The following is a 22,541-nucleotide window of genomic DNA, read 5'->3' as shown; positions in this document are numbered from 1 at the left end:
CCGGGTTGCGGACAGTGTCTGGTGGGTAGTTTGACTGGGGCGGTCTCCTCCTAAAGAGTAACGGAGGAGCACGAAGGTTGGCTAATCCTGGTCGGACATCAGGAGGTTAGTGCAATGGCATAAGCCAGCTTGACTGCGAGCGTGACGGCGCGAGCAGGTGCGAAAGCAGGTCATAGTGATCCGGTGGTTCTGAATGGAAGGGCCATCGCTCAACGGATAAAAGGTACTCCGGGGATAACAGGCTGATACCGCCCAAGAGTTCATATCGACGGCGGTGTTTGGCACCTCGATGTCGGCTCATCACATCCTGGGGCTGAAGTAGGTCCCAAGGGTATGGCTGTTCGCCATTTAAAGTGGTACGCGAGCTGGGTTTAGAACGTCGTGAGACAGTTCGGTCCCTATCTGCCGTGGGCGCTGGAGAACTGAGGGGGGCTGCTCCTAGTACGAGAGGACCGGAGTGGACGCATCACTGGTGTTCGGGTTGTCATGCCAATGGCACTGCCCGGTAGCTAAATGCGGAAGAGATAAGTGCTGAAAGCATCTAAGCACGAAACTTGCCCCGAGATGAGTTCTCCCTGAGACTTAGAGTCTCCTGAAGGAACGTTGAAGACGACGACGTTGATAGGCCGGGTGTGTAAGCGCAGCGATGCGTTGAGCTAACCGGTACTAATGAACCGTGAGGCTTAACCTTACAACGCCGAAGATGTTTTGGCGGTTGAGAGACGATTTTCAGTACTGATTCAGAGTTGAGTACGCAATAATTTGCGCAGCAGCAAGGCGGCAAGCGAAGGAAAGGAAGGAGCATACAGAAGTATGTGACTGACTTTACGAGCGCAGGCAACGCAGCGGATGCGATAAAGAATTGCGTACAGAGCACAAAAGAATTTGCCTGGCGGCACTAGCGCGGTGGTCCCACCTGACCCCATGCCGAACTCAGAAGTGAAACGCCGTAGCGCCGATGGTAGTGTGGGGTCTCCCCATGCGAGAGTAGGGAACTGCCAGGCATCAAATAAAACGAAGGGCCCTGTCGGAAGACAGGGCCTTTTGTTTTATCTGTGGTCTGTCGGTGAGCACTCGTTGCGCAGCAACGGCCCGTAGGGTGGCGGGCAGGACGCCCGCCATAAACTGCCAGGCATCAGACAAGTGAAGAAGCCCGTCCGTCTGGACGGGCTTCTTTGCGTGTGTGGTAACTGTAAAAATGTAGGCCTGATAAGCGCAGCGCCATCAGGCAACCTGCACCGCCGGATGGCGGCTCCGCCTTATCCGGCCTACAGGAATTATCCCACCTACGAAGCTGGTGCTCTTGTAGAACTGATAAGAGCACAACCCACCCAATCATTAACGATGAACTATCCTTTATACGTGCTTATATAAGCAGTGAGGATTTTCATTGGCTATCAAACCTTTTAACTACCAGCAGGACTTTTCCAGCATCGACTTCCGCCAGCAGCCTGAATTGTATCAGGTTGGACGAGGCGAGCAGGGGGTGCTACTGGTTGAACCCTACAAAAGCGAAATTCTTCCTTTCTGGCGCTATAAAGATGAAGCATCGGCGATGAAATCCGCAGAACAGATCTACCAGTTGTTCGAAGCTTACCGGCAGCAGGATGATTTCGTTGGTATGGACATGGCGCGTAAATTTATTCAGATGGGATACACCCGCGCCAGGCGATACGCTAACTATAAAGGCGGTAAAAAGTATGCAGAAGATGGCAGCCTGAATACACGAGGTAATGATCCTATTAAGGCCGCGGCGGCAACGGTTTTCAAAGGTTGGTGGGATAAAATCCGTCAGGACGAAGACTATCTGAAACGGAAACGCCAGCATCAGGCACGGTGGGGATAAAAATTAGCAAACAAATAATTAACACTTTATTTACTTTTTGGTCTCGCGTAATCTGAATCTCCAAAATAAAAGGCCGATTAAGCCTGGCAACAAGGAGAACTGTATGGCAGAAATTATTCAGCGTATAGATAAAAACAACGCTGAGGCTCCGGAGATGCGGCGACGCATATGGGCTATCGTGGGGGCATCTTCCGGAAACTTAGTGGAATGGTTTGATTTCTACGTCTACTCTTTCTGCTCGCTCTATTTTGCACATATCTTCTTTCCTTCTGGTAATACCACTACTCAGCTTTTGCAAACGGCAGGCGTCTTTGCTGCCGGTTTTTTAATGCGGCCTATCGGTGGTTGGCTGTTTGGACGCATTGCCGATCGACGCGGGCGCAAAGCCTCAATGTTGATTTCAGTGTGCATGATGTGCATGGGGTCGCTGGTGATTGCCTGCTTACCTGGTTACGATACCATCGGCACCTGGGCGCCGGCGCTGCTACTGATTGCAAGGTTATTTCAGGGGCTCTCGGTAGGGGGAGAGTATGGAACCAGCGCGACATATATGAGTGAAGTTGCGCTTGAAGGTCGTAAGGGATTTTTCGCCTCGTTTCAGTACGTTACGCTTATCGGTGGCCAGTTACTGGCATTGCTGGTCGTTGTGATTTTGCAGCAGGTTCTGGAGGATGCTGAGCTTCGTGCCTGGGGATGGCGTATTCCCTTTGCGTTGGGCGCCGTGCTGGCGGTTGTGGCGTTATGGCTACGTCGCCAATTGGATGAAACCTCGAAGCATGAGACTCGCGCATTAAAAGAAGCCGGTTCGTTGAAAGGTTTGTGGCGTAATCGCAAAGCCTTTTTGATGGTGCTTGGTTTCACCGCGGCAGGCTCGCTGTGCTTTTATACCTTCACCACCTATATGCAGAAATATCTGGTAAATACAGCAGGTATGCATGCCAATGTCGCCAGCGGCATTATGACGGTCGCGCTGTGTGTTTTCATGTTGGTGCAGCCGTTATTCGGCGCGTTATCCGATAAGATTGGCAGGCGCACTTCTATGCTATGTTTTGGCGCGCTTGCGACGCTTTTCACCGTTCCAATTCTCTCCGCGTTGCAGAATGTGACGTCGCCTTATGCCGCATTTGCTTTAGTGATGTGCGCGCTATTGATTGTGAGTTTCTATACCTCGATTAGCGGGATCCTGAAAGCGGAGATGTTTCCGGCGCAGGTTCGCGCCCTGGGCGTCGGTTTATCTTACGCGGTAGCAAATGCGTTATTTGGCGGCTCTGCGGAATATGTCGCGCTGTCGCTAAAATCTGTCGGTATGGAGAGTTCGTTCTTCTGGTATGTTACCGCGATGGCCGTTCTGGCTTTCCTGGTTTCGCTGATGTTGCACCGTAAAGGAAAGGGCTTACGCCTTTAGTATCGCGCCATTTGCCAGATAGCGTAACCGGTTGTCGCGCCAGCGACATCCCAGACAAAATCTTTCCAGCTCCAGCCGCTGCCTTCCGGGCGGCTGTCCCAGAGTTCTTTTGAGGCTCCGAGACTCAAAGAAAACATCAGCCCTATCGCTGCGCTGCGGTCAGGGCTTACTCCCTGGTGGCGCGCATACTCATTACCGGCTGCCGATAGCATCGCTGATGCCATAAAATGTTGGGCTTTATCCTGACCGCTCCAGTGGTCGTTAGCCAGATGGCTGCACCCGGAGAGAAACAACACCGTAAAAGGAATCAACACGCGCACCAGTTCACTCCTAAGAGAAAACCCCGTACAGGACGGGGCTTCGATTACAGGATACGGCTAATTAATCTGTCGATGCGGATCCGGCGCAGGCGGCGAATCAATTTACGCACTTTTATCGGATAGTCGGCAATGCTCTGCAGGTCACGATAATGTTTTACGATGGTTGTGTGCGTTCGGATAAGTTCCAGCTCTTTTTCCCGCTGAGGGGCAAGCTCCTGCTTAGGATCGTGGATCAAAATGGCGTTTTCCAGATCCAGACGCCAGGCGCGGGGATTCAGGTTGTTGCCGGTGAGTAGCATCCATTTATCATCTACCCACATCCCTTTCAAATGATAGGTATTGTCGTCATCTTTCCACAGACGCACCACAAGCTGATCGGTATTGACGTAATACTGTAAACGGCTCAGGAAGCGGCGCAGGTTAATCTCATAGAGATAGGGCAGCGCGCCAATGATCTTGAACGGCTCATCTTCCGGAATGTAAAAATCATTCGCGGTTTTATCGCCAACTATGATTTCGACTTTCTTTCCATCGCGCAGTAGCTGAATAATATTCCGCACCAGTACCGCTGGTAGATTGAAGTAAGGGGTACAAATGGTGAGCTTATGCTCCGCACAGGGCATGAGATGGAAAATGGTTTTGTTCAACAGACTGGACTTTCCAAGCCCGACCAGCGGCGTAACGGAGAGCTGCTCGTCATTAGCGTCACCCTGAAAATGATATGACGCATCACGCAGCTCCTGACGGTATAAGCGGATATCGTTTTTAATCTCCGGGCTTTTCGGCCGCTGGGTATTATCCAGACGATTCACACCACGGCCATTCATCAGATTTTGCGTCACCCAGTCAAACATGATGTCTGCCATTTGCCGATTGCGAATCAGCTGGTAGCGATCGTAGCGATATTTGTCATGCTGATGGAGATAGACATCGTTCAGGCTGGCGCCGCTGTACAGGACGCTATCATCAATGATAAAGCCTTTAAAATGCAGTACGCCAAGCGCTTCTCGCGTATTAATCGGTACGCCGTAAACCGGGACATCAATGCCGGGGTTTTCCTGCGCCAGTCGGCAATACCAGTCTGCATTGGTATTCGAGGCCGCTGCGCCAATGCGCCCGCGTTGCGCGCGATGCCAGTCGACCAGCACCCTCACGTCCAGTTCAGGACGCTGCCGTTTAGCCGCATAGAGCGCGTCGAGTATACCTTTACCCCCATCGTCCTGTTCCAGATACAGGGCAACGATACAAATACGCTGCGTCGCGCTGGCGATTTTCTCCAGCAGTGTCTCCCGAAAAGTAGCAGGAGTATAAAAGAAATCTACATCATCAACTGACTGAGAAATCTTAGGGAGTTGGGCAAGGTGTTGTTGATGTTTATTACGCTTAAATTTTGACAACATCACAGTGCATTTCTTCTCTGTTCATTGAAGGGTCCTCTGTGCTATGCAGACGACATAAGCGAGCAATAATAACATCAGTACCCGTTAAAGTGGTCAACATTTCCAGTACATTACTCACGATTCATCACATTTGGCCAGATTCAGCGTCAATCCCACGATGCCCTCGTCGAGCTGAATATCGACCTGAAATCCCAGTTTTCTGGCCAGCGCGACCATGCCGCGATTGTTCGGCATCGTAATACCGTTCAGCCGCTTCAATCCGTGATCGCGAGTATAGGCAATCAATTTCTCCATTAAACGGCGTCCTAAACCCAACCCTTTGAGATCTGAACGCACCAATACGGCAAATTCGGCATCTACGTTGTCAGGATCGGAGATCGCGCGCGTTACGCCGAGGATCTCTTCAGCATTGTCCATCCGCCTCACGGCCACAAAGGCCATTTCTCGATCGTAGTCGATCTGCGTCATGTTGGCTAAATCTTCATGGGTGAATTCGTTGATCTCGCTGAAATAACGGTAGTAAAGATCCTCTTTGGTGACCTGTGCGATGAATTGTCGCAGCTGGGGCTCATCTTCCGGCAGGATAGGACGGAACAGGCAGCGATCGCCATTTTTCATCTCCACCCACTCTTCAAGCTGGTGGGGATAGGGGCGTACCGCAAGTCGACTTTCGTTATCGCCATCAAACGGGGCAATATCCAGCGTCACATCCAGCGCGGTAAACTCACTGGCGGAAGCCAGCAGCGGATGGATATCCAGACGCTGAATTTCCGGGCAGTCGACAATCAGGTTTGAAACCTGGACCAGCAATTGGCTTAAACCGACAATATCCAGCGGACGCAGCGCGCTGCGGGCGCGAATTTTCCGCTGTTTAATGCCCTGAATCACCAGATAGCGCGCCAGATTCATGTTGAGCGGCGGCAGCGCGACGACCGCCTGCTCTTCCGGACGCCACTCTACGCCGCCTTCACCCAACATAATCAAAGGACCAAACACCGGATCGTGCTCGACCACCACACGCAGCTCCTGCGTGCCGGCGCGGTTAGCCATGCTTTGTACCAGCAAACCGTGAATCCGCGCCTGCGGCCAGGCCATCTTTACACGATCGAAAATGGCGTTCGCGGCCTGTTGTACCTCGCTTGCGGTCCGCAGGTAAAGCATGACCCCCTGAACTTCAGATTTATGCGGAATGTCGGGCGAGCGCAGCTTGAGAGCTACCGGATAGCCTATCTGTTCGGCGATATGCACCGCTTCAGCGCTGTCGCTGGCAATCCAGGTTGGGAGCGTATGCAGCCCATAGGCGTGTAAAATCGGCTGTACTTCATGGGTATCCAGTGAGGTGGCGCCTTCCGCAATCGCCCGCTGTAACAGATTATGCGCCTCAGCGGTATTGGACGTCAGGTTACTCGGCAGCGCTGGCGTTTCCCGCAGTTGCTTCTGGTTACGCCGGTATTCCACCATATGCATAAACGCGGTAATCGTGCCTTCCGGCGTACGGTAGGTTGGTAATCCGGCTTCGCTGAATAGCCGTCTTGCCTCCTGAGACGAGAACTCGCCGCACCAGTTTGTCAGCAGCGTAACAAACTTGCCTCTGGGGTGGCGCTTAATCGTCTCGATCAGGGCATGGGCGCTTTCCGTACCCGGCGCGGCAGCGCTGGGAGAGTGGATAACCATAAGCGCGTCAAAATCCTGACTGGCGAGCAGGATATCCAGCGTTTTGACGTAATGTTCGCTGCTGGCGTCATCACACAGATCCAGCGGATTGGCAATATCAATGTGCGCGGGAAGCGCCTGCCGTAGTTGCAGGCAGGTCTCTTCGCTCAACGTCGCCAGCTTGCCGTTACGCGACCACAACTCATCTAACGCCAGCGCGGCAGGCGCGGCGCCATTGCTGATGATCATCAGTCTGTCGCCGCGTAGCGGACGCATATGGCTCAGTGTTTCGACGGCGGAAAAAAGCTCGTGCGTATCCTGGACTCGCAGCAGGCCTGCGCGCTGGATGGCCGCATCCCACGCAGGGTCCATTCCCGCGCTGGTATTAAGTAAACGCTGGGCAGCCGGGCTTCGGCCGCTTTTAATCACCAGAATCGGTTTGTTACGTGAAGCGCTACGGGCGGCGGAAACAAAACGGCGGGCGTCGCTTAACTGTTCCAGATAGAGCAAAATTGCGCTGGTCTTGCTGTCGCGCGCCAGATAGTCCAGTAGTTCATCGACATCAATATCCAGGCTATCGCCCAGCGCGATAAAGTAGGAAAAGCCCATTTCACGCTGTTGCGCCCAGTCAAGAATAGTATTGGAAACGGCGGCAGACTGGGAAATAAAAGCGAGCTTGCCCTGTTTAATCGGGACGGGAGAAAAGCTGGCATTCAGCCCTTGCCACGGCGCGAGGAGCCCAAGACTGTTTGGACCCAGCAGACGCATTTTATAATGCCGGGCACAGGCAAGAAGTTCTTCATGTTGCGACGTGGGAGCAGAAAGGATAATGCACGTTTTACACCCTTTCGCGCCAAGCGCGTCCAGTAACGCCAGGTTACGGCTGGCGTTAGTGCATAAAATAGCCAGATCGGGGGTGAAAGGAAGACTGGCGATATCCGGCCAGGCCATGACGCCTAAAACGGCTTTCCAGGCGGGCGTCACGGGAAGGACGGGGCCATTGAATCCGCCCGCCAACAAGTTACGCATCATCAGGTAACCCGCGCGGTGGGGCTTCATTGATGCGCCAATCACCGCGATCGATTTTGGTCGCAGTAGCGCTTCCAGTCCTTGCTGGCTCATACCGGTTTCCCTTACACAGAAGTGACCGGATAATTTTAAACGCTTTCGCTATTTTATGCTGTGACGTTTCCCGGATGTTGCGTTTTTCCTGCCAGATAGCGCGTTTTAAAACGGGTAAAATGTTCACCTAAACTGGTTGCCGCCTCGGTATCTCCCGCCAGATCTAACAACGCTATCGCGACTTCGGCGGTACAATATTGCCCTTCGGCATGGATTTCACGCAGACGATAAGCTGAAAGACGCGATAAATCGACGGAAATGACCGGCAGATGATCCAGATAAGGGCTTTTACGAAACATTTTACGTGCTTCGGGCCAGGTGCCGTCCAGCATGATAAACAGCGGCGGTTTCCCGGCGGGCGGGGTGGAAATGACCTCGCGCGCGTCGCCGGCGTAGGACGCAGGAAAGACCACTATCGGCTGATAATCCGGATGCTGTACCAGCTCCAGCAACGCCTGCGGCGGCTCGGTACGCGACCACTGAAACGCCGCGGTATCCGGCAAAATATCGGCTATCAGCCGGCCGGTATTGCTGGGTTTCATCGGTTCAGTGTCAAACATGACCAGACAAAAACGGCTTTTCGCCTGAGAAGGCGTTAACGTATCACACAGGCAAGATTTTAGCGGCAGCAGGCAGCGTTGACAGCGGCGAACCCGATTGCCTCTGGCAAGAAAAGGGCGAGTAGCGCGCGCAAGCCGTTCGGCGCGTAACTGAAGGACAGCGTTATTGGTCATAGAAAGCGTTTGCGGAGAAAAACGCTATTGTGGCAGAGGTGAAAACGGGGCACAAGATGCGCCCCGTGGCGTTTAGAGCGCTTCGTTCAGCCAGCTGTCGAAAGGCGCTTTAGGCACTGCGCCATTAAGCATATCGACCACCTGTCCATGTTTAAAAATCATAATCGTCGGGATGCTGCGGATACCGAAACGGGCGCTGAGTTCCCGTTCCGCCTCGGTATTCACTTTGACGAAACGGACTTTACCGCTGCGCTCTTCTGCGACATCCTCGAAGATTGGCGCAAAGTTACGGCAAGGGCCGCACCAGGGGGCCCAGAAGTCGATCACCACTGGAAGATCGTCCTTCAACAGTTTGTCCAGCGTTTCGCCGGTCGCATTAATGACTTCTCCGTCAAACAACTCATGACCGCAGCGTCCACATTTTGCCGCGTCCTGAAGCCGATCGTCGGGGATGCGGTTAATGGCCTGACAATGGGTACAAACGGTGTTCATAGCTAACCTCTGAATACGTCGGAAGACGTCCCGCTACGCGCGGGATGTTTCTATAATGTTACATATTATCGAGGAGTCTGTGCTAAACAACAATGTGTTTTATTCAATGAGTACAATAGTCGCAAGCTTTTAAACGAAATCATGGCTAACCGGATGCACATCGGGTAATCTTCGCGCTTCGCGCAGCGCTGGTGGAGAAAAGCATGAACGATGAATTAAAAAACAAAAGCGGCAAAGTCAAAGTGATGTATGTCCGTAGTGATGATGACTCTGATAAACGCACCCATAACCCGCGTACCGGGAAAGGGGGAGGCCGCCCAGCAAAGTCTCGCACTGACGGTGGACGTCGCCCCGCCCGTGATGAGCGAAATAATCAGAGCCGTGACCGTAAACATGAAACTTCGCCGTGGCGCACCGTGTCCCGCGCGCCAGGCGATGAAACGCCTGAGAAAGTCGATCATGGTGGTATTAGCGGTAAAAGTTTTATCGACCCTGAAGTTTTGCGTCGCCAGCGTGCGGAAGAGACACGCGTCTACGGCGAAAATGCCTGCCAGGCGCTATTCCAGAGCCGTCCTGACGCCATCGTGCGCGCATGGTTTATCCAAAGCGTGACCCCGCGTTTTAAAGAGGCGCTGCGCTGGATGGCGGCGAATCGTAAAGCCTACCATGTGGTGGATGAAGCCGAACTGGCAAAAGCGTCCGGCACCGAGCACCACGGTGGCGTGTGTTTCCTGATTAAAAAGCGTAACGGTACGACCGTTAAGCAATGGGTAAAGCAGGCGGCGGATCAAGACTGCGTGCTGGCGTTGGAAGATGTCGCTAACCCGCATAATCTGGGCGGCATGATGCGTAGCTGCGCGCACTTCGGCGTGAAGGGCGTGGTGGTACAGGATGCGGCGTTGCTGGAGTCCGGCGCGGCGATTCGTACTGCGGAAGGCGGGGCGGAGCATGTCCAGCCGATTACTGGTGAAAGCATTGTTGACGTACTGGATGATTTTCGTCAGGCGGGGTACACCGTGGTGACGACGTCCAGCGATCGCGGTCAGGCGCTCTTTAGTACGACCCTGCCGGAAAAGATGGTGCTGGTCTTAGGCCGTGAATATGACTACCTGCCGGAAGCGGCGCGCGAACCTGACGATCTGTGCGTGAAAATTAACGGCACCGGGAACGTGGAAAGCCTGAATGTGTCGGTTGCGACAGGCGTACTGCTCGCCGAGTGGTGGCGACAGAATAAAGCGTAAGGGCTGCAGCCCGGTGACGCAACGCGCGCCGGGCCAATGATGTACTTTCTACCGCCCGGTCAGACAAGGCGCTTTCGCGCCGTTATCCGGGCGATAAAACGGCGAGTCGCCAACGTTATTCACTCTCAGCCGGTAATACTGGCGTCCAGTCGATAGTTTTCTCGCCGTGTTGTTCCAGCCATTGGTTCGTTAGCGCAAAATGGTTACAGCCAAAAAATCCGCGGTGCGCAGAGAGTGGCGAGGGATGCGGAGCTTTCAGAATATGGTGGCGCTGTGGATCAATAATCGCGCCTTTCTTCTGGGCGTGCGAGCCCCACAGCAGGAAGACGACCCCTTCGCGGTGTTGGTTAATCAGGCTTATCACTTTATCCGTAAAGGTTTCCCACCCCAGGCTGGCATGAGAGTGCGCCTGGCCTGCCCGTACCGTGAGCACCGTATTCAGTAACAGTACGCCCTGGCGCGCCCAGCTTTCCAGATAACCGTGCGCGGGGCGAACAAAGCCGGGAATGGAGGCTTCCAGCTCTTTGTACATATTCACTAATGACGGCGGGGGAGCGATCCCAGGACGCACGGAAAACGCCAGACCATGTGCCTGGCCGGGGCCGTGGTAAGGATCTTGTCCCAGGATCACCACCTTAACGTCGCCCAGTTCCGTGAAGCGAAAGGCATTAAACACATCTTTTTGCGGCGGGTAGACCGTGATACCCGACTGACGCTCGCCAGCAACAGTGTGAAGCGTATTGATAAAGTAAGGTTGCTGTTTCTCATCAGCCAGCACATCGTGCCAGGTTAACTCAGTCGCCATCTCGCTCTCCTGCGAATTTCCAGTTCCCTTAGCTTAACTGCTTCTTTCTGCAGTGCAAAATCCTGCGTGCTACAAAAACGGTTACCTACAAAAGATAGTTGAAAATTTATGTAAAAAGTTTATAGGTCTGAATGGTGTAAGTTGATGTAAAACAATAAATTCCCTTCATAACCCTTTTTATGGTGTGGTTTTTATTGATTTAAATCAAAGAATGAAGGGTGATCGAAGGGTATATATACACTCAAGCAACAATGGTTTTACCAATTGGCCGGGATTAGGCCGACCGAAATCAAATAATTTTGCCTGGGGAGGCATCACATGATTACAGGTATCCAGATTACTAAAGCCGCTAACGACGACCTGCTGAATTCCTTCTGGCTGCTGGACAGCGAAAAAGGCGAAGCGCGCTGCATCGTTGCAAAATCCGGCTTTGCTGAAGATGAAGTTGTGGCTGTCAGCAAACTGGGCGAGATTGAATACCGTGAAATTCCGATGGAAGTTAAACCGGAAGTACGCGTTGAAGGCGGTCAGCATCTGAACGTTAACGTTCTGCGTCGTGAAACTCTGGAAGACGCGGTTAAGCATCCGGAAAAATACCCGCAGCTGACTATTCGTGTTTCTGGTTATGCGGTGCGTTTTAACTCCCTGACGCCGGAACAGCAGCGCGACGTTATCGCTCGTACCTTTACCGAAAGCCTGTAAGGCTTATCCGGTAATAACAAGCGGAAGAGGCCGGGCCTTTTCCGCTTTTGTTTTATTTGGGTCAGTAAAAAATCCGCACCGCGCAGTACACCAGCAGTAACGCCAGAATGATATTTAACTGGCGACCATAATGGCGAAACGCCCGCTGAAACAGATGTCCCGCCAGCGCCCAACACACATTACCGAACGTGCCGATCAATGCCAGCAATATACTGACGCCGATGACCCAGTTCAGCGCCTGCGTTTGCGGTAAAACAAATGTAGACAGAGCGGTAATGCCGTACAGAATAATTTTGACGTTCACAAACTGCAGGCCAAAGCTTATCCAAAAGCCAACCGGTTTGGGTCTGACATTCTCATCCGCCGCTGGACTGGTGGCAATTTTCCACGCCAGCCACAGGATATACGCAGCCCCCACCCAACTGAGTAAATGAATGATTGCCGGATCGATAACCGCAAGGGAAAACGCGATCCCGGCGCACAGCAGCATGACGACCAAAAATCCCAGACTCATACCTGCCAGTACACGAATACTCTGCCGAAAACCATGTGCAGTTGCTGCGCTAAGCGCGAGAATATTGTTTGGGCCGGGGGTAAGGGCGGTGATTAATGTATAAGTCCAGAAAGCGCTTAAAAGCATCGGTGTCACTTGTCATCTCCTCTGTTTTAGCAGACAGTACCCGATATGAAATATTTAAAAAAATGAATGTTTTTTAATTCTGAATTCGAGATTTTCGATAGGTTGGTGGTTATGGATCTGCGTCGGTTTATTACGCTGAAAACGGTAGTGGAAGAGGGCTCGTTTCTGCGGGCTTCGCAAAAGCTGTGCTGTACTCAGTCGACAGTAACTTTTCATATTCAACAGCTTGAACGTGAGTTTTCCCTGCAACTGTTCGAGAAAATAGGGCGCCGAATGTGCCTGACCAATGAGGGGAAAAAGCTGATGCCGCATATCCATGAACTGACGCGTGTGATGGAGTCGATTCGTGAAGCCGCAAGGCAGGATGCGGAACCCAGCGGAGAGCTGCGCGTGGCGACAGGTGAAACCTTACTGGCGTACAAAATGCCGCAGGTTTTACAACGTTTTAAGCTGCGAGCGCCGAATGTCAGATTGTCGCTACAGTCGCTGAATTGCTATGTGATACGTGATGCGTTGCTGAATGACGAGGTCGATTTGGGCGTTTTTTATCGCGTAGGTAATGATGACGCGCTCACGATGCAGCAACTGGGGGAGCAGTCGCTGGCGCTGGTGGCCTCTCCACTGCTACAGGATGCTGATTTTACGCAGCCAGATCAGCATATTCCCTGTAGCTTCATCATCAATGAACCGCAATGTGTCTTCCGCCAGCTGTTTGAAAGTACGCTACGGCAGAGGCGGATTACGCTGGAAAACACCATTGAACTGTGGAGTATTGAAAGCATTAAACAGTGTGTGGCTGCTAACCTGGGCATCAGCTTTTTACCACGTTTTGCCGTTGAACGAGAACTTAGTACCGGTCAGTTGAAAGAGCTGCCGTTTGGCGCGCCGTCGCTATCGATTATGGCGCTGTACGCCCATCATGCCGGGAAAGCGGTCAGCCCGGCAATGCAGATATTTATGCAGTGTATGGAGGCGTGTTTTACCGTGGAAGATAAAAAAATGCCGGGTTAACGAACCCGGCATTATCATCACTCTTCGCTGGATTGCTCCTGCATTTTCGTACCGCTTGGCTTGCGGCGCTTACCGATATTTTTTGTATCGCGGTGACGTTTCTTCACGCGCGGCTTCTCTTTTTCTTTCTCTTTTTTCTTCTCGGCGCGTTTCGCCAGCACTTTTTTCGACGGTTTGCCGGTCAGCTTTTCGCTTGGCGCACGCGTGGTCGGGCGAAGCTCATCAATGACGCGCGCTTTTAGCGGCTCTTCGATGTAGCGACCGATTTTCAGCAGCAACAGATGGTCGTGGGCTTCTACCAGCGAGATTGCAGTGCCTTTGCGGCCAGCACGGCCTGTACGACCAATGCGATGCAGATAGGTATCGCCACTGCGCGGCATGTCGAAGTTAATGACGTGGCTGACGTCAGGAATATCAATCCCGCGTGCCGCGACGTCGGTCGCGACCAGCACGTTAACGCGACCGTCGGTGAGACGCTTAATACCTTCGTTACGTTTGATCTGCGCCATCTCGCCTTCAAGATAGCAATTGTTGATCCCTGCCAGACGCAGCGTTTCAGCCAGTTCATGGACGCGTTCACGTTTACGTACAAACACGATAGAACGGGTTGCATCGTCTTGTTTTAGCAGATGCTTCAACAGCGCAACTTTATGTTCGAAATTGTCGGCACGGTAGTACCACTGGTGAATTTTCTTACGCTCGCGGGTTGACGGATTGGCGGAAACCTCAACCGGGTCTTCCAGCAGGCGCTCGGCAAAATCTTTAATCGCATCGCCTTCCAGCGTGGCGGAGAACAGCATCGTCTGTTTACGCCAGCGGGTCTCACCAGCGATATGTTCAATGTCCTGAGCGAAGCCCATGTCGAGCATCCGGTCAGCTTCGTCAAGAATCAGTGTTTCAACCGCCCGGCAGTCAAAGTTCTCTTCTTTTATATATTGCAGCAGACGGCCCGTCGTGGCGACCACGATATCCTGGTTTTCGCTAAACACTTCAGCATGGTTCATATAGGCCACGCCGCCGGTAATCGTGGCGATATCCAGATGAGTATGCTTAGCCAGTTCACGAGCGTGATCGGCAACCTGCATTGCCAGTTCGCGGGTTGGCGTCAGGATCAGAATGCGCGGCGGCCCCGATTTTTTACGCGGAAAGTCGAGCAGGTGCTGCAACGCCGGCAGCAGATATGCCGCCGTTTTACCGGTGCCTGTCGGCGCAGAACCGAGTACATCACGGCCATCGAGCGCAGGCGGAATGGCGGCAGCCTGAATGGCGGTCGGGCGAGTGAAACCTTTATCCTGGAGGGCATCCAGCAGGCTTTCGTCGAGTTCAAGTTCGGAAAAAGTCGTTACAGTCATGTTCTACCTCTGTGTGGGGCGCTGATTATAGACGTTACGGCCACAATCTTCATCTGTTTGTATGGATATCCCTTCTCAGGTATTGTTTTCACCCGGCGCTGTCGCCGTTTTTTGCAAGGTTGTTTTTACATGTCTCAGTCTGGCTCCGTTCTTCGTCGTAACGGATTTACGTTTAAACAGTTTTTTGTCGCACACGATCGGTGTGCGATGAAAGTGGGAACTGACGGTATTTTACTCGGGGCGTGGGCACCGGTCGCGGATGTAAAGCGAATTCTGGATATCGGTACTGGAAGCGGTCTACTGGCGTTAATGCTGGCGCAGCGGACGGATGACAATGTGCCTATTGACGCCGTGGAACTGGATGCCGGGGCTGCCATGCAAGCGCAGGAAAACGTTGCTCACTCTCCCTGGCCGCATCGAATAACGGTGCATACTGACGATATTCAGCGTTGGGCGCCTCGCCAGACGGTACGCTTTGATCTTATTATCAGCAACCCGCCTTATTACGAACCCGGTGTGGAATGCGCCACGCCGCAGCGGGAGCAAGCGCGTTACACCGCTACGCTGGATCACCAGACGTTATTGGCTATTGCGGCGGATTGTATTACCGAAGACGGCTTTTTTTGCGTAGTCTTGCCGGAACAAATAGGTAACGCTTTTACACAGCAAGCGCTCAACATGGGATGGCATTTGCGATTACGTACTGACGTTGCGGAAAACGAAGCGCGCTTGCCGCACCGGGTTTTGCTCGCATTCTCCCCGCAAGCCGGGGAGTGCTTTAGCGACAGATTAGTGATTCGCGGGTCAGACCAGCATTATTCTGAAAGTTATACGGCGCTGACCCAGGCATTTTATCTGTTTATGTGAGGCGTTAACGGCGAAAGGATCGATGGGCCTGATTCAGCCAGTTGTTGCGGATAATCCAGCGTAAAGTGCAGCCCCCGGCTCTCTTTACGCATCATCGCACAACGCACAATCAGTTCGGCCACTTGCACCAGATTGCGCAGCTCCAGTAAATTATTCGAGACGCGAAAGTTGGCGTAATACTCGTCAATCTCTTGTTGCAACATAGTAATACGCCGTAGGGCGCGCTCCAGCCGTTTCGTCGTGCGCACAATACCCACATAGTCCCACATCAGCAGACGCAGTTCATGCCAGTTATGCTGAATCACCACCCGCTCATCGGCGTTCTCCACGCGGCTTTCATCCCAGGCGGGAAGGACGTCAACGCTGTGGACAGAAGGCATTCGCCTGTCGATATCCATTGCCGCGGACCAGCCGTACACTAAGCATTCCAGCAACGAGTTGGACGCCATACGGTTAGCGCCGTGCAGGCCGGTGTAACTGACTTCGCCAATGGCATATAAGCCGTCTACATCGGTACGACCATAATCATCGACAACCACGCCGCCGCAGGTATAGTGCGCGGCAGGAACAACGGGAATCGGTTCTTTGGTTAAATCCATCCCCAAATCGAGCAGTTTCGCATAGATCATCGGGAAGTGCTGGCGGACAAAATCGTCAGGCTTGTGGCTGATATCGAGAAACATACAGTCTGCGCCGAGTCGTTTCATCTCATGGTCAATAGCGCGGGCGACAATATCGCGCGGCGCCAGTTCGCCGCGTTCGTCAACGTCCGGCATAAACCGTGAACCGTCCGGACGTTTAAGGTATGCGCCTTCGCCGCGCAGCGCTTCGGTAAGGAGAAAATTACGCGCCTGCGGGTGATAAAGGGCGGTGGGATGAAACTGGTTAAATTCCAGATTAGCGACCCGACAGCCTGCGCGCCAGGCCATCGCGATACCGTCGCCGGAGGAAATATCCGGGTTAGTGGTGTATTGATAAACCTTTGAGGCGCCGCCGGTCGCCAGCACCACCGACTTCGCATGACAGGTTTCAACCCACTCTTTATTGCGATTCCAGATCCAGGCGCCGACGACCCGGCGAGGCCCTGGCAGACCCATTTTATCGGAGATAATTAAATCAACGGCGTTGCTGCGTTCCAGCACCTGAATATTAGGATGATTTTGCGCCCGACTGACCAACGTGGTTTCGACTTCCTTTCCGGTAGCGTCAGCGGCATGAAGGATACGGCGATGGCTATGGCCGCCTTCACGCGTGAGATGATAGCTCTCCTTGCCGTTTGGCTGGACATGCGTATCAAACAGCACGCCCTGATCGATAAGCCACTGCACGCAGGTACGAGCGTTGCTGGCGACAAACTCCACCGCGTGGCGATCGCAAATTCCGGCGCCGGCAATCAGCGTATCTTCGACATGCGACGCAATACTGTCGGTTTCATCAAACACGGCGGCAATACCGCCCTGCGCATAAAACGTGGAGCCCTCGCTCACCGGCCCTTTACTCAGGACGATAACCTTATGTTTTTCAGCCAGACGCAGCGCCAGCGAGAGTCCGGCCGCGCCGCTGCCGATAATTAACACATCACAGGACAGTTCAGGAGTTGTCATCATGGTTTTTGTTTAATTTACTAAACACGGTTGCGGCAGATTAGCACTATATGGCGCTAAAAAGCACGTGATGATTTCGCTGGTGTTGTGCTTATTAAACATAAAATAAAAATACGGCGAGAGATAAACGGCAAAAAATATTTTATAGGGCAGGGTGTTAGCGTCGGATTTTGTAGTGAAATAAAGATGCTGTTAGGTTACTCTGCAAACGACGAAATGGGCATTTCTGTACAGATAGTGCGTTGTTCAGCATCTGTAGACTTATAATGGAAGATAAGACCTGTCTACAACATGACAAACAAAAACAAATGCGTAACGGAACTTTACGAAACATAGACACTCTAACCTGTTGCTTGCTCATAGTGCGGCTTATGGAGTGGCGTTTCGAAAGCGCGTGGAAATTTGGTTTGGGGAGACATTACCTCGGATGAGCGAGCAGTTAACGGACCAGGTCCTGGTTGAACGGGTCCAGAAGGGAGATCAGAAAGCCTTTAACTTACTGGTAGTGCGCTACCAGCATAAAGTGGCGAGTCTGGTTTCCCGCTATGTGCCATCGGGCGACGTTCCCGATGTCGTACAGGAATCATTTATTAAGGCCTATCGCGCGCTGGATTCTTTCCGGGGGGATAGCGCTTTTTATACCTGGTTGTATCGCATTGCGGTCAATACCGCGAAGAACTACCTGGTTGCGCAGGGGCGTCGTCCGCCTTCCAGTGATGTAGACGCGATTGAAGCAGAAAACTTTGAAAGCGGCGGCGCGCTGAAAGAAATTTCGAACCCTGAGAACTTAATGTTGTCAGAAGAACTGAGACAGATAGTTTTCCGAACTATTGAGTCCCTCCCGGAAGATTTACGTATGGCAATCACCTTACGGGAGCTGGATGGCCTGAGCTATGAAGAGATAGCGGCTATCATGGATTGTCCGGTGGGAACGGTGCGTTCACGTATCTTCCGGGCGCGGGAAGCTATTGATAATAAAGTTCAACCGCTTATCAGGCGTTGACGATAGCGGGATACTGGAAAAGGTATTAGGCATGCAGAAAGAAAAACTTTCCGCTTTGATGGATGGCGAAACGTTGGATAGTGAGCTGCTCAAAGCGCTTACGCACGACCCGGAAATGCAGAAAACCTGGGAGAGTTATCACCTGATCCGCGATTCAATGCGGGGGGATACGCCTGACGTTCTCCATTTCGATATATCCGCTCGCGTGATGGCCGCTATTGAAAACGAGCCAGTACGTCAGGTGTCGCCATTAATCCCTGAGGCCCAACCCGCTCCGCAGCAATGGCAGAAAATGCCGTTCTGGAAAAAAGTGCGTCCGTGGGCGGCGCAGCTTACCCAAATGGGCGTGGCGGCGTGCGTTTCACTTGCAGTTATCGTCGGTGTCCAGCACTATAATGGGCAATCTGAAACATCCCAACAACCTGAAACGCCGGTTTTCAATACCCTGCCTATGATGGGGAAAGCCAGCCCGGTAAGTCTGGGAGTGCCTTCTGAAGCAGCGCCTGTCGGCAGTCAGCAACAGCAGGTACAGGAGCAGCGTCGTCGCATTAATGCCATGTTGCAGGACTATGAACTGCAGCGCCGACTGCACTCCGAACAGCTTCAGTTTGAGCAGGCGCAAACCCAGCAAGCCGCGGTACAGGTGCCAGGAATCCAAACTTTAGGAACGCAATCGCAGTAATGAAGCAACTTTGGTTTGCCATGTCCCTTGTGGCGGCTAGCCTGTTCTTCTCAGCAAACGCCTCGGCCGACCCTGCGTCCGGGGCGTTATTGCAGCAGATGAACATCGCCAGTCAGTCACTGAATTACGAGCTGTCATTCGTCAGCATCACGAAACAAGGCGTTGAATCTCTGCGTTATCGACACGCACGCCTGGATAGTCGCCCGCTTGCGCAATTGCTACAGTTGGACGGTCCCCGCCGGGAGGTCGTACAGCGTGGTAATGAAATCAGTTATTTTGAACCGGGCCTTGAGCCGTTCACCCTGAACGGTGATTATATTGTCGATTCTCTGCCTTCCCTGATTTACACCGACTTCAAGCGCCTGGCGCCTTACTACGACTTTATTTCTGTCGGACGCACCCGTATCGCAGACAGATTGTGCGAAGTTATCCGCGTTGTGGCGCGCGATGGTACGCGTTACAGCTATATCGTCTGGATGGACATGGACACCAAACTGCCGATGCGCGTTGATCTGCTGGATCGCGATGGCGAGACGCTGGAGCAGTTCCGCGTTATTGCGTTCACGGTGAGTCAGGATATCGGCAGCAACATGCAGGCGCTGGCGAAGGCGAATCTGCCGCCGCTGCTTTCTGTTCCCGGTGGCGAAAAAACGAAATTTAACTGGAGTCCATCCTGGGTACCGCAAGGCTTTAGCGAAGTTTCCAGCAGCCGTCGTCCGTTGCCGACGATGGATAACCTGCCTATCGAATCGCGGCTTTATTCTGACGGTCTGTTTAGCTTTTCCGTCAATGTGAACCGGGCGACGCAAAACAGCAGCGATCAGATGCTGCGCACCGGGCGCCGAACGGTTTATAGCAGCGTTCGCGACAACGCGGAAATCACCATTGTCGGCGAGCTTCCGCCGCAAACGGCGAAGCGCATTGCCGACAGTATCAAATTCAGGGCAGTACAATGATTAAAGAGTGGGCAACCGTTGTCTCCTGGCAGAATGGTCAGGCGGTGGTGAGCTGCGACGTTAAAGCGTCATGCAGCAGCTGCGCCTCCCGTGCGGGATGCGGCAGTCGCGTGCTGAATAAATTAGGGCCGCAAACCACGCATACCATTGTTGTGCCAAGCGCGGAGCCGCTGGCGCCGGGGCAGAAAGTCGAGTTGGGCATCGCCGAAAAAAGCCTTTTAGGTTCGGCGTTGCTGGTTTATATGTCGCCTTTAGCAGGGCTATTTCTTTGTGCGGCGCTTTTTCAGATGCTGTTTGGATCTGACCTTGCCGCATTAAGCGGGGCCGTGCTGGGCGGCGTGGGCGGTTTTCTGGTTGCCCGCGGCTATTCCCGAAAACTGGCGGAGCGCGACGCCTGGCAGCCGGTGATTTTAAACGTTGCCCTCCCGCCGGACCTTGTTCGCGTCGAAACTACCTCAATCGAAACGCGCCAGTAAACGTTTTGCCCAACGGTACACCTGCCGCGTTGGGTTGTTGTCCCGATAAGCATGCGCTTTTCCTGCGTTGCGGTGTTTTACAGGAAAAAAGCGAGGCGTTTTCCAGTTCCCGCTCTCCTTACACTATGAACATTTCCTCGCCTTAGCGTTGTAGTGTAGAATGCGGCGTTTCAGTTAAAACAGACATTAAGCTCAGAACAGCGACCTCTAAAGTCTGGTCAACCAGGCGTAAGGCATAATAATTTATCTCTATGAAGAACATACGTAACTTTTCGATCATTGCTCACATCGATAATTGATAGCACGCCAGCCCCCGCAAACCTCCGACAAAAACGCCTCAAGATCCCCATAAAATCAGCTTTCCCAAAAACAATACTGTTTGCATGCACAGTAAACCTACGACATCATAAGTCATGGTTTTTGTGTCCACCAGCGCGTCCATATCCTATGATGGACACATTACCTCCCGTTCTGATGGACACACGCAGGGACAAATCATGGCTATTTCAGATAGTTATCTAAAGTCGTGCCTTGGGCGCGAACGAGACAAAGTTGAAGAAAAGGCAGACCGTGATGGTCTGTGGGTACGTATCTCCAAAAAGGGGGCTGTTACTTTTTTCTACCGATTCCGCTTCCTGGGCAAACAGGACAAGATGACGATCGGCAGCTATCCGGAGTTCGGGTTAAAAGCCGCGCGCGATGAAGTCGCTAAGTGGGCCGCCATTCTTGCCCGTGGCGAAAACCCACGGATCAGGCAAAGCCTCGACAAAGCCAAGATTAACAGCCAGTACACCTTCGAAGAGCTGTTTCGCGAATGGCATTCAATGGTGTGCGTTCAGAAAGAAACGGCAGGGCAGATTTTACGTACATTCGAATTGCACGTTTTCCCCAAGCTAGGGAAATACCCTGCACATCAGCTCACGCTGCACAACTGGCTCACCGTCCTGGACAGATTGGCTCAGGCATACAGTGAGATCACCAGGCGCGTAATCAGCAACGGGCGGCAGTGTTATTCTTGGGCGGTAAAACGGCAACTGCTCGAGGTTAACCCGCTATCCGAAATGTCTGGCCGTGATTTCGGCATCCAGAAACAAATGGGCGAGCGAACCCTGGACCGCAAAGAGCTGGCGATAGTCTGGCGAGCCATTGAGGATTCCCGCCTCATTGAGCGCAACAAGATCCTCTATAAATTGTCACTTATATGGGCGTGCAGGGTCGGCGAACTCCGGCAGGCTGAAGTCGCACATTTTGATTTTGAAGAAGGGATCTGGACTGTTCCATGGGAAAACCACAAGACAGGGCGGAAGACAAAAAAACCAATAATTCGACCTATCATTCCGGAAATGCTCCCGCTGATAAAACGGGCCATTGAGCTGGCGCCTGGACGCTTTGTTTTTTCAAAATACGAAGACAAACCGATGAGCGAAGGCTTTCACATGAGCATCAGTAGTAACCTGGTTAAGTTCATGCTGAAGGCTTATAACGAGCAGGTCCCACACTTTACTATTCATGACCTACGCAGAACTGCGCGAACGAATTTCTCAGAGCTAACCGAGCCTCATATCGCCGAGATAATGCTCGGGCACAAACTGCCAGGTGTGTGGTCGGTGTACGACAAGCACACCTATGTTGAGGAAATGAGAGTGGCATATGGTAAGTGGTGGGCCCGACTTATGAGCATCGTCGAGCCCGACATTCTGGAGTTCACGCCGCGTCAGGTCGGGTGAGACGGCCTTTATCATCACGGGTTAGATTCAGGTGAGACATCGGCTTACGGGTTGATCGTGACATCTCTTTAATCTGCCAAGCGGTGACTTTAGTTTTAAGCCATTTGTTGGAGCCACCCATATATGAACAGTCTGGTTCCGGGAATGGGTTGTTGTCGCTTGGTCGTTTTCGGTAACGATCCAGCGTCCTGGAAGAAATCCTTAGCTGACAGCAAATTTCGCTGGTGCTCATCAATTCAAAGTCTCTAATTTTTTTGCTCATCGTTTTCTCCAGTGGCCCCGCAGCGGGCCATCGCTAATATTCAGTTTGCCTGTGCTGGCAGATTTCTAAGTTTCCGGACGCCGATCATTGCGGTGGCTACGTAGCTGGTGGCCCGGTTAACTACTTCAACAGGCACCTTTACGCCATCCACTACAACGGTGTAATTGGTAACGTGCTTTTGTCTGCCGTAATCGCCGAACTTCTCATGATGCGCTGCCAGTGCAACATCACATGCGCGACG

Annotated in this window: 23 protein-coding genes and 2 rRNA genes; 14 read left to right on the top strand and 11 right to left on the bottom strand. The window is 52.7% G+C overall.

Annotation, left to right across the window (positions count from 1 at the left end; genetic code table 11):
* From ABVM99_RS24035 to ABVM99_RS24020, 4 genes are all read left to right on the top strand, one after another.
* Window positions 1–691 (top strand): 23S ribosomal RNA (locus ABVM99_RS24035); the annotation flags it as partial.
* Window positions 692–888: 197 nt separating this feature from the next.
* A 5S ribosomal RNA gene (gene rrf / locus ABVM99_RS24030) occupies window positions 889–1,004 on the top strand.
* A 386-nt stretch (window positions 1,005–1,390) separates the two neighbouring features.
* Window positions 1,391–1,846 carry a DUF4385 domain-containing protein gene (locus ABVM99_RS24025; protein WP_000985653.1) on the top strand — a complete coding sequence of 152 codons (456 nt, stop codon included), beginning with the start codon at window positions 1,391–1,393 and terminating at the stop codon, window positions 1,844–1,846.
* 103 nt (window positions 1,847–1,949) lie between these two features.
* Window positions 1,950–3,251 (top strand): MFS transporter, encoded by a 1,302-nt coding sequence (locus tag ABVM99_RS24020; protein WP_000807818.1) that lies wholly within the window; start codon window positions 1,950–1,952, stop codon window positions 3,249–3,251.
* Here ABVM99_RS24020 and ABVM99_RS24015 read toward each other — a convergent pair.
* From ABVM99_RS24015 to trxC, 5 genes are all read right to left on the bottom strand, one after another.
* Window positions 3,248–3,571 (bottom strand): YfiM family lipoprotein, encoded by a 324-nt coding sequence (locus tag ABVM99_RS24015; RefSeq protein WP_001264473.1) that lies wholly within the window; start codon window positions 3,569–3,571, stop codon window positions 3,248–3,250. The two genes, ABVM99_RS24020 and ABVM99_RS24015, sit on opposite strands and share 4 nt — an antisense overlap.
* A gap of 44 nt (window positions 3,572–3,615) precedes the next feature.
* A complete protein-coding gene (gene pssA / locus ABVM99_RS24010; protein ID WP_000949286.1) occupies window positions 3,616–4,971 on the bottom strand; it encodes a CDP-diacylglycerol--serine O-phosphatidyltransferase in 1,356 nt (451 codons plus the stop codon).
* 114 nt (window positions 4,972–5,085) lie between these two features.
* Entirely contained in the window at window positions 5,086–7,746 is a 2,661-nt protein-coding gene (gene pat / locus ABVM99_RS24005; protein WP_023194662.1) for a protein lysine acetyltransferase, read from the bottom strand.
* Between the two features lie 53 nt (window positions 7,747–7,799).
* Entirely contained in the window at window positions 7,800–8,480 is a 681-nt protein-coding gene (gene tapT, locus ABVM99_RS24000) for a tRNA-uridine aminocarboxypropyltransferase (protein ID WP_023194661.1), read from the bottom strand.
* A gap of 72 nt (window positions 8,481–8,552) precedes the next feature.
* Entirely contained in the window at window positions 8,553–8,972 is a 420-nt protein-coding gene (trxC, locus tag ABVM99_RS23995) for a thioredoxin TrxC (protein WP_001098732.1), read from the bottom strand.
* Window positions 8,973–9,175: 203 nt separating this feature from the next.
* Between trxC and ABVM99_RS23990 the strand changes: the two genes are divergently transcribed.
* Window positions 9,176–10,213 (top strand): tRNA/rRNA methyltransferase, encoded by a 1,038-nt coding sequence (locus tag ABVM99_RS23990; protein WP_000997368.1) that lies wholly within the window; start codon window positions 9,176–9,178, stop codon window positions 10,211–10,213.
* A 115-nt stretch (window positions 10,214–10,328) separates the two neighbouring features.
* Here the strand turns inward: ABVM99_RS23990 and ung are convergent, their stop codons facing one another.
* Complete coding sequence (gene ung / locus ABVM99_RS23985; protein WP_000179978.1) at window positions 10,329–11,018, bottom strand: uracil-DNA glycosylase; 690 nt, start codon at window positions 11,016–11,018, stop codon at window positions 10,329–10,331.
* Between the two features lie 318 nt (window positions 11,019–11,336).
* Here ung and grcA point away from each other — a divergent pair, with 318 nt between their 5' ends.
* On the top strand, window positions 11,337–11,720 hold the full coding sequence (gene grcA / locus ABVM99_RS23980; protein WP_000627811.1) for an autonomous glycyl radical cofactor GrcA: 384 nt from the start codon (window positions 11,337–11,339) through the stop codon (window positions 11,718–11,720).
* 61 nt (window positions 11,721–11,781) lie between these two features.
* Here the strand turns inward: grcA and eamB are convergent, their stop codons facing one another.
* Window positions 11,782–12,369, bottom strand: coding sequence for a cysteine/O-acetylserine transporter (gene eamB, locus ABVM99_RS23975; RefSeq protein WP_023194660.1), 588 nt, complete (start codon window positions 12,367–12,369; stop codon window positions 11,782–11,784).
* A 102-nt stretch (window positions 12,370–12,471) separates the two neighbouring features.
* Here eamB and ABVM99_RS23970 point away from each other — a divergent pair, with 102 nt between their 5' ends.
* Window positions 12,472–13,371, top strand: a complete 900-nt coding sequence (locus ABVM99_RS23970) for a LysR family transcriptional regulator (RefSeq protein ID WP_023194659.1) — start codon at window positions 12,472–12,474, stop codon at window positions 13,369–13,371.
* A gap of 17 nt (window positions 13,372–13,388) precedes the next feature.
* On the opposite strand, the gene srmB is transcribed toward ABVM99_RS23970, so the two are convergent.
* Entirely contained in the window at window positions 13,389–14,723 is a 1,335-nt protein-coding gene (srmB, locus tag ABVM99_RS23965; RefSeq protein ID WP_000219174.1) for an ATP-dependent RNA helicase SrmB, read from the bottom strand.
* A 129-nt stretch (window positions 14,724–14,852) separates the two neighbouring features.
* Here srmB and trmN point away from each other — a divergent pair, with 129 nt between their 5' ends.
* Entirely contained in the window at window positions 14,853–15,590 is a 738-nt protein-coding gene (gene trmN / locus ABVM99_RS23960; RefSeq protein ID WP_000083343.1) for a tRNA(1)(Val) (adenine(37)-N(6))-methyltransferase TrmN, read from the top strand.
* Here the strand turns inward: trmN and nadB are convergent.
* Complete coding sequence (gene nadB / locus ABVM99_RS23955) at window positions 15,575–17,197, bottom strand: L-aspartate oxidase (protein WP_000989187.1); 1,623 nt, start codon at window positions 17,195–17,197, stop codon at window positions 15,575–15,577. The two genes, trmN and nadB, sit on opposite strands and share 16 nt — an antisense overlap.
* 263 nt (window positions 17,198–17,460) lie before the next feature.
* On the opposite strand from nadB, the gene rseD reads away from it, so the two are divergent.
* The 6 genes from rseD (at window position 17,461) to ABVM99_RS23925 (ending at window position 22,038) form a co-directional block, all read left to right on the top strand.
* Window positions 17,461–17,625, top strand: coding sequence for a rpoE leader peptide RseD (rseD, locus tag ABVM99_RS23950; RefSeq protein WP_014344135.1), 165 nt, complete (start codon window positions 17,461–17,463; stop codon window positions 17,623–17,625).
* The gene (gene rpoE, locus ABVM99_RS23945) at window positions 17,622–18,197 is read left to right on the top strand and encodes an RNA polymerase sigma factor RpoE (RefSeq protein ID WP_000003307.1); all 576 of its coding nucleotides are present in this window, start codon (window positions 17,622–17,624) and stop codon (window positions 18,195–18,197) included. Before rseD ends, rpoE begins: the two co-directional genes overlap by 4 nt.
* A 31-nt stretch (window positions 18,198–18,228) precedes the next feature.
* Window positions 18,229–18,879: an anti-sigma-E factor RseA gene (rseA, locus tag ABVM99_RS23940; RefSeq protein ID WP_001168374.1), complete on the top strand. Its 651-nt coding sequence runs from the start codon at window positions 18,229–18,231 to the stop codon at window positions 18,877–18,879.
* Window positions 18,879–19,835, top strand: coding sequence for a sigma-E factor regulatory protein RseB (gene rseB / locus ABVM99_RS23935; protein ID WP_000812019.1), 957 nt, complete (start codon window positions 18,879–18,881; stop codon window positions 19,833–19,835). The genes rseA and rseB overlap by 1 nt, the downstream gene beginning before the upstream one ends.
* Window positions 19,832–20,311, top strand: a complete 480-nt coding sequence (gene rseC / locus ABVM99_RS23930) for a SoxR-reducing system protein RseC (RefSeq protein ID WP_000589087.1) — start codon at window positions 19,832–19,834, stop codon at window positions 20,309–20,311. Before rseB ends, rseC begins: the two co-directional genes overlap by 4 nt.
* A gap of 497 nt (window positions 20,312–20,808) precedes the next feature.
* A complete protein-coding gene (locus tag ABVM99_RS23925) occupies window positions 20,809–22,038 on the top strand; it encodes a site-specific integrase (RefSeq protein WP_016062824.1) in 1,230 nt (409 codons plus the stop codon).
* Here the strand turns inward: ABVM99_RS23925 and xis are convergent.
* Both xis and ABVM99_RS23915 read right to left on the bottom strand, forming a co-directional pair.
* Window positions 22,016–22,300, bottom strand: a complete 285-nt coding sequence (gene xis / locus ABVM99_RS23920) for an excisionase Xis (RefSeq protein WP_016062825.1) — start codon at window positions 22,298–22,300, stop codon at window positions 22,016–22,018. The genes ABVM99_RS23925 and xis overlap by 23 nt on opposite strands.
* Window positions 22,301–22,340: 40 nt before the next feature.
* The coding region (locus ABVM99_RS23915) for a DUF4060 family protein (RefSeq protein ID WP_080069541.1) at window positions 22,341–22,541 on the bottom strand (201 nt) is incomplete at its 5' end.

This window comes from Salmonella sp. SJTUF15591, assembly GCF_043356435.1.
Taxonomy (GTDB): Bacteria; Pseudomonadota; Gammaproteobacteria; order Enterobacterales; family Enterobacteriaceae; genus Salmonella; species Salmonella enterica.
This window is presented reverse-complemented; position numbering and strand designations above follow the sequence as displayed.

Coding starts and splice junctions, on each gene's coding strand:
- srmB (WP_000219174.1), bottom strand. CDS start 14,723: ATGACTGTAACGACTTTTTCCGAACTTGAACTCGACGAAAGCCTGCTG.
- tapT (WP_023194661.1), bottom strand. CDS start 8,480: ATGACCAATAACGCTGTCCTTCAGTTACGCGCCGAACGGCTTGCGCGC.
- ung (WP_000179978.1), bottom strand. CDS start 11,018: ATGGCGACTGAGTTAACCTGGCACGATGTGCTGGCTGATGAGAAACAG.
- ABVM99_RS24020 (WP_000807818.1), top strand. CDS start 1,950: ATGGCAGAAATTATTCAGCGTATAGATAAAAACAACGCTGAGGCTCCG.
- rseD (WP_014344135.1), top strand. CDS start 17,461: ATGGAAGATAAGACCTGTCTACAACATGACAAACAAAAACAAATGCGT.
- ABVM99_RS23970 (WP_023194659.1), top strand. CDS start 12,472: ATGGATCTGCGTCGGTTTATTACGCTGAAAACGGTAGTGGAAGAGGGC.
- rseC (WP_000589087.1), top strand. CDS start 19,832: ATGATTAAAGAGTGGGCAACCGTTGTCTCCTGGCAGAATGGTCAGGCG.
- rseA (WP_001168374.1), top strand. CDS start 18,229: ATGCAGAAAGAAAAACTTTCCGCTTTGATGGATGGCGAAACGTTGGAT.
- trmN (WP_000083343.1), top strand. CDS start 14,853: ATGTCTCAGTCTGGCTCCGTTCTTCGTCGTAACGGATTTACGTTTAAA.
- grcA (WP_000627811.1), top strand. CDS start 11,337: ATGATTACAGGTATCCAGATTACTAAAGCCGCTAACGACGACCTGCTG.
- pat (WP_023194662.1), bottom strand. CDS start 7,746: ATGAGCCAGCAAGGACTGGAAGCGCTACTGCGACCAAAATCGATCGCG.
- rpoE (WP_000003307.1), top strand. CDS start 17,622: ATGAGCGAGCAGTTAACGGACCAGGTCCTGGTTGAACGGGTCCAGAAG.
- ABVM99_RS23925 (WP_016062824.1), top strand. CDS start 20,809: ATGGCTATTTCAGATAGTTATCTAAAGTCGTGCCTTGGGCGCGAACGA.
- nadB (WP_000989187.1), bottom strand. CDS start 17,197: ATGATGACAACTCCTGAACTGTCCTGTGATGTGTTAATTATCGGCAGC.
- rseB (WP_000812019.1), top strand. CDS start 18,879: ATGAAGCAACTTTGGTTTGCCATGTCCCTTGTGGCGGCTAGCCTGTTC.
- pssA (WP_000949286.1), bottom strand. CDS start 4,971: ATGTTGTCAAAATTTAAGCGTAATAAACATCAACAACACCTTGCCCAA.
- ABVM99_RS23990 (WP_000997368.1), top strand. CDS start 9,176: ATGAACGATGAATTAAAAAACAAAAGCGGCAAAGTCAAAGTGATGTAT.
- trxC (WP_001098732.1), bottom strand. CDS start 8,972: ATGAACACCGTTTGTACCCATTGTCAGGCCATTAACCGCATCCCCGAC.
- xis (WP_016062825.1), bottom strand. CDS start 22,300: ATGAGCAAAAAAATTAGAGACTTTGAATTGATGAGCACCAGCGAAATT.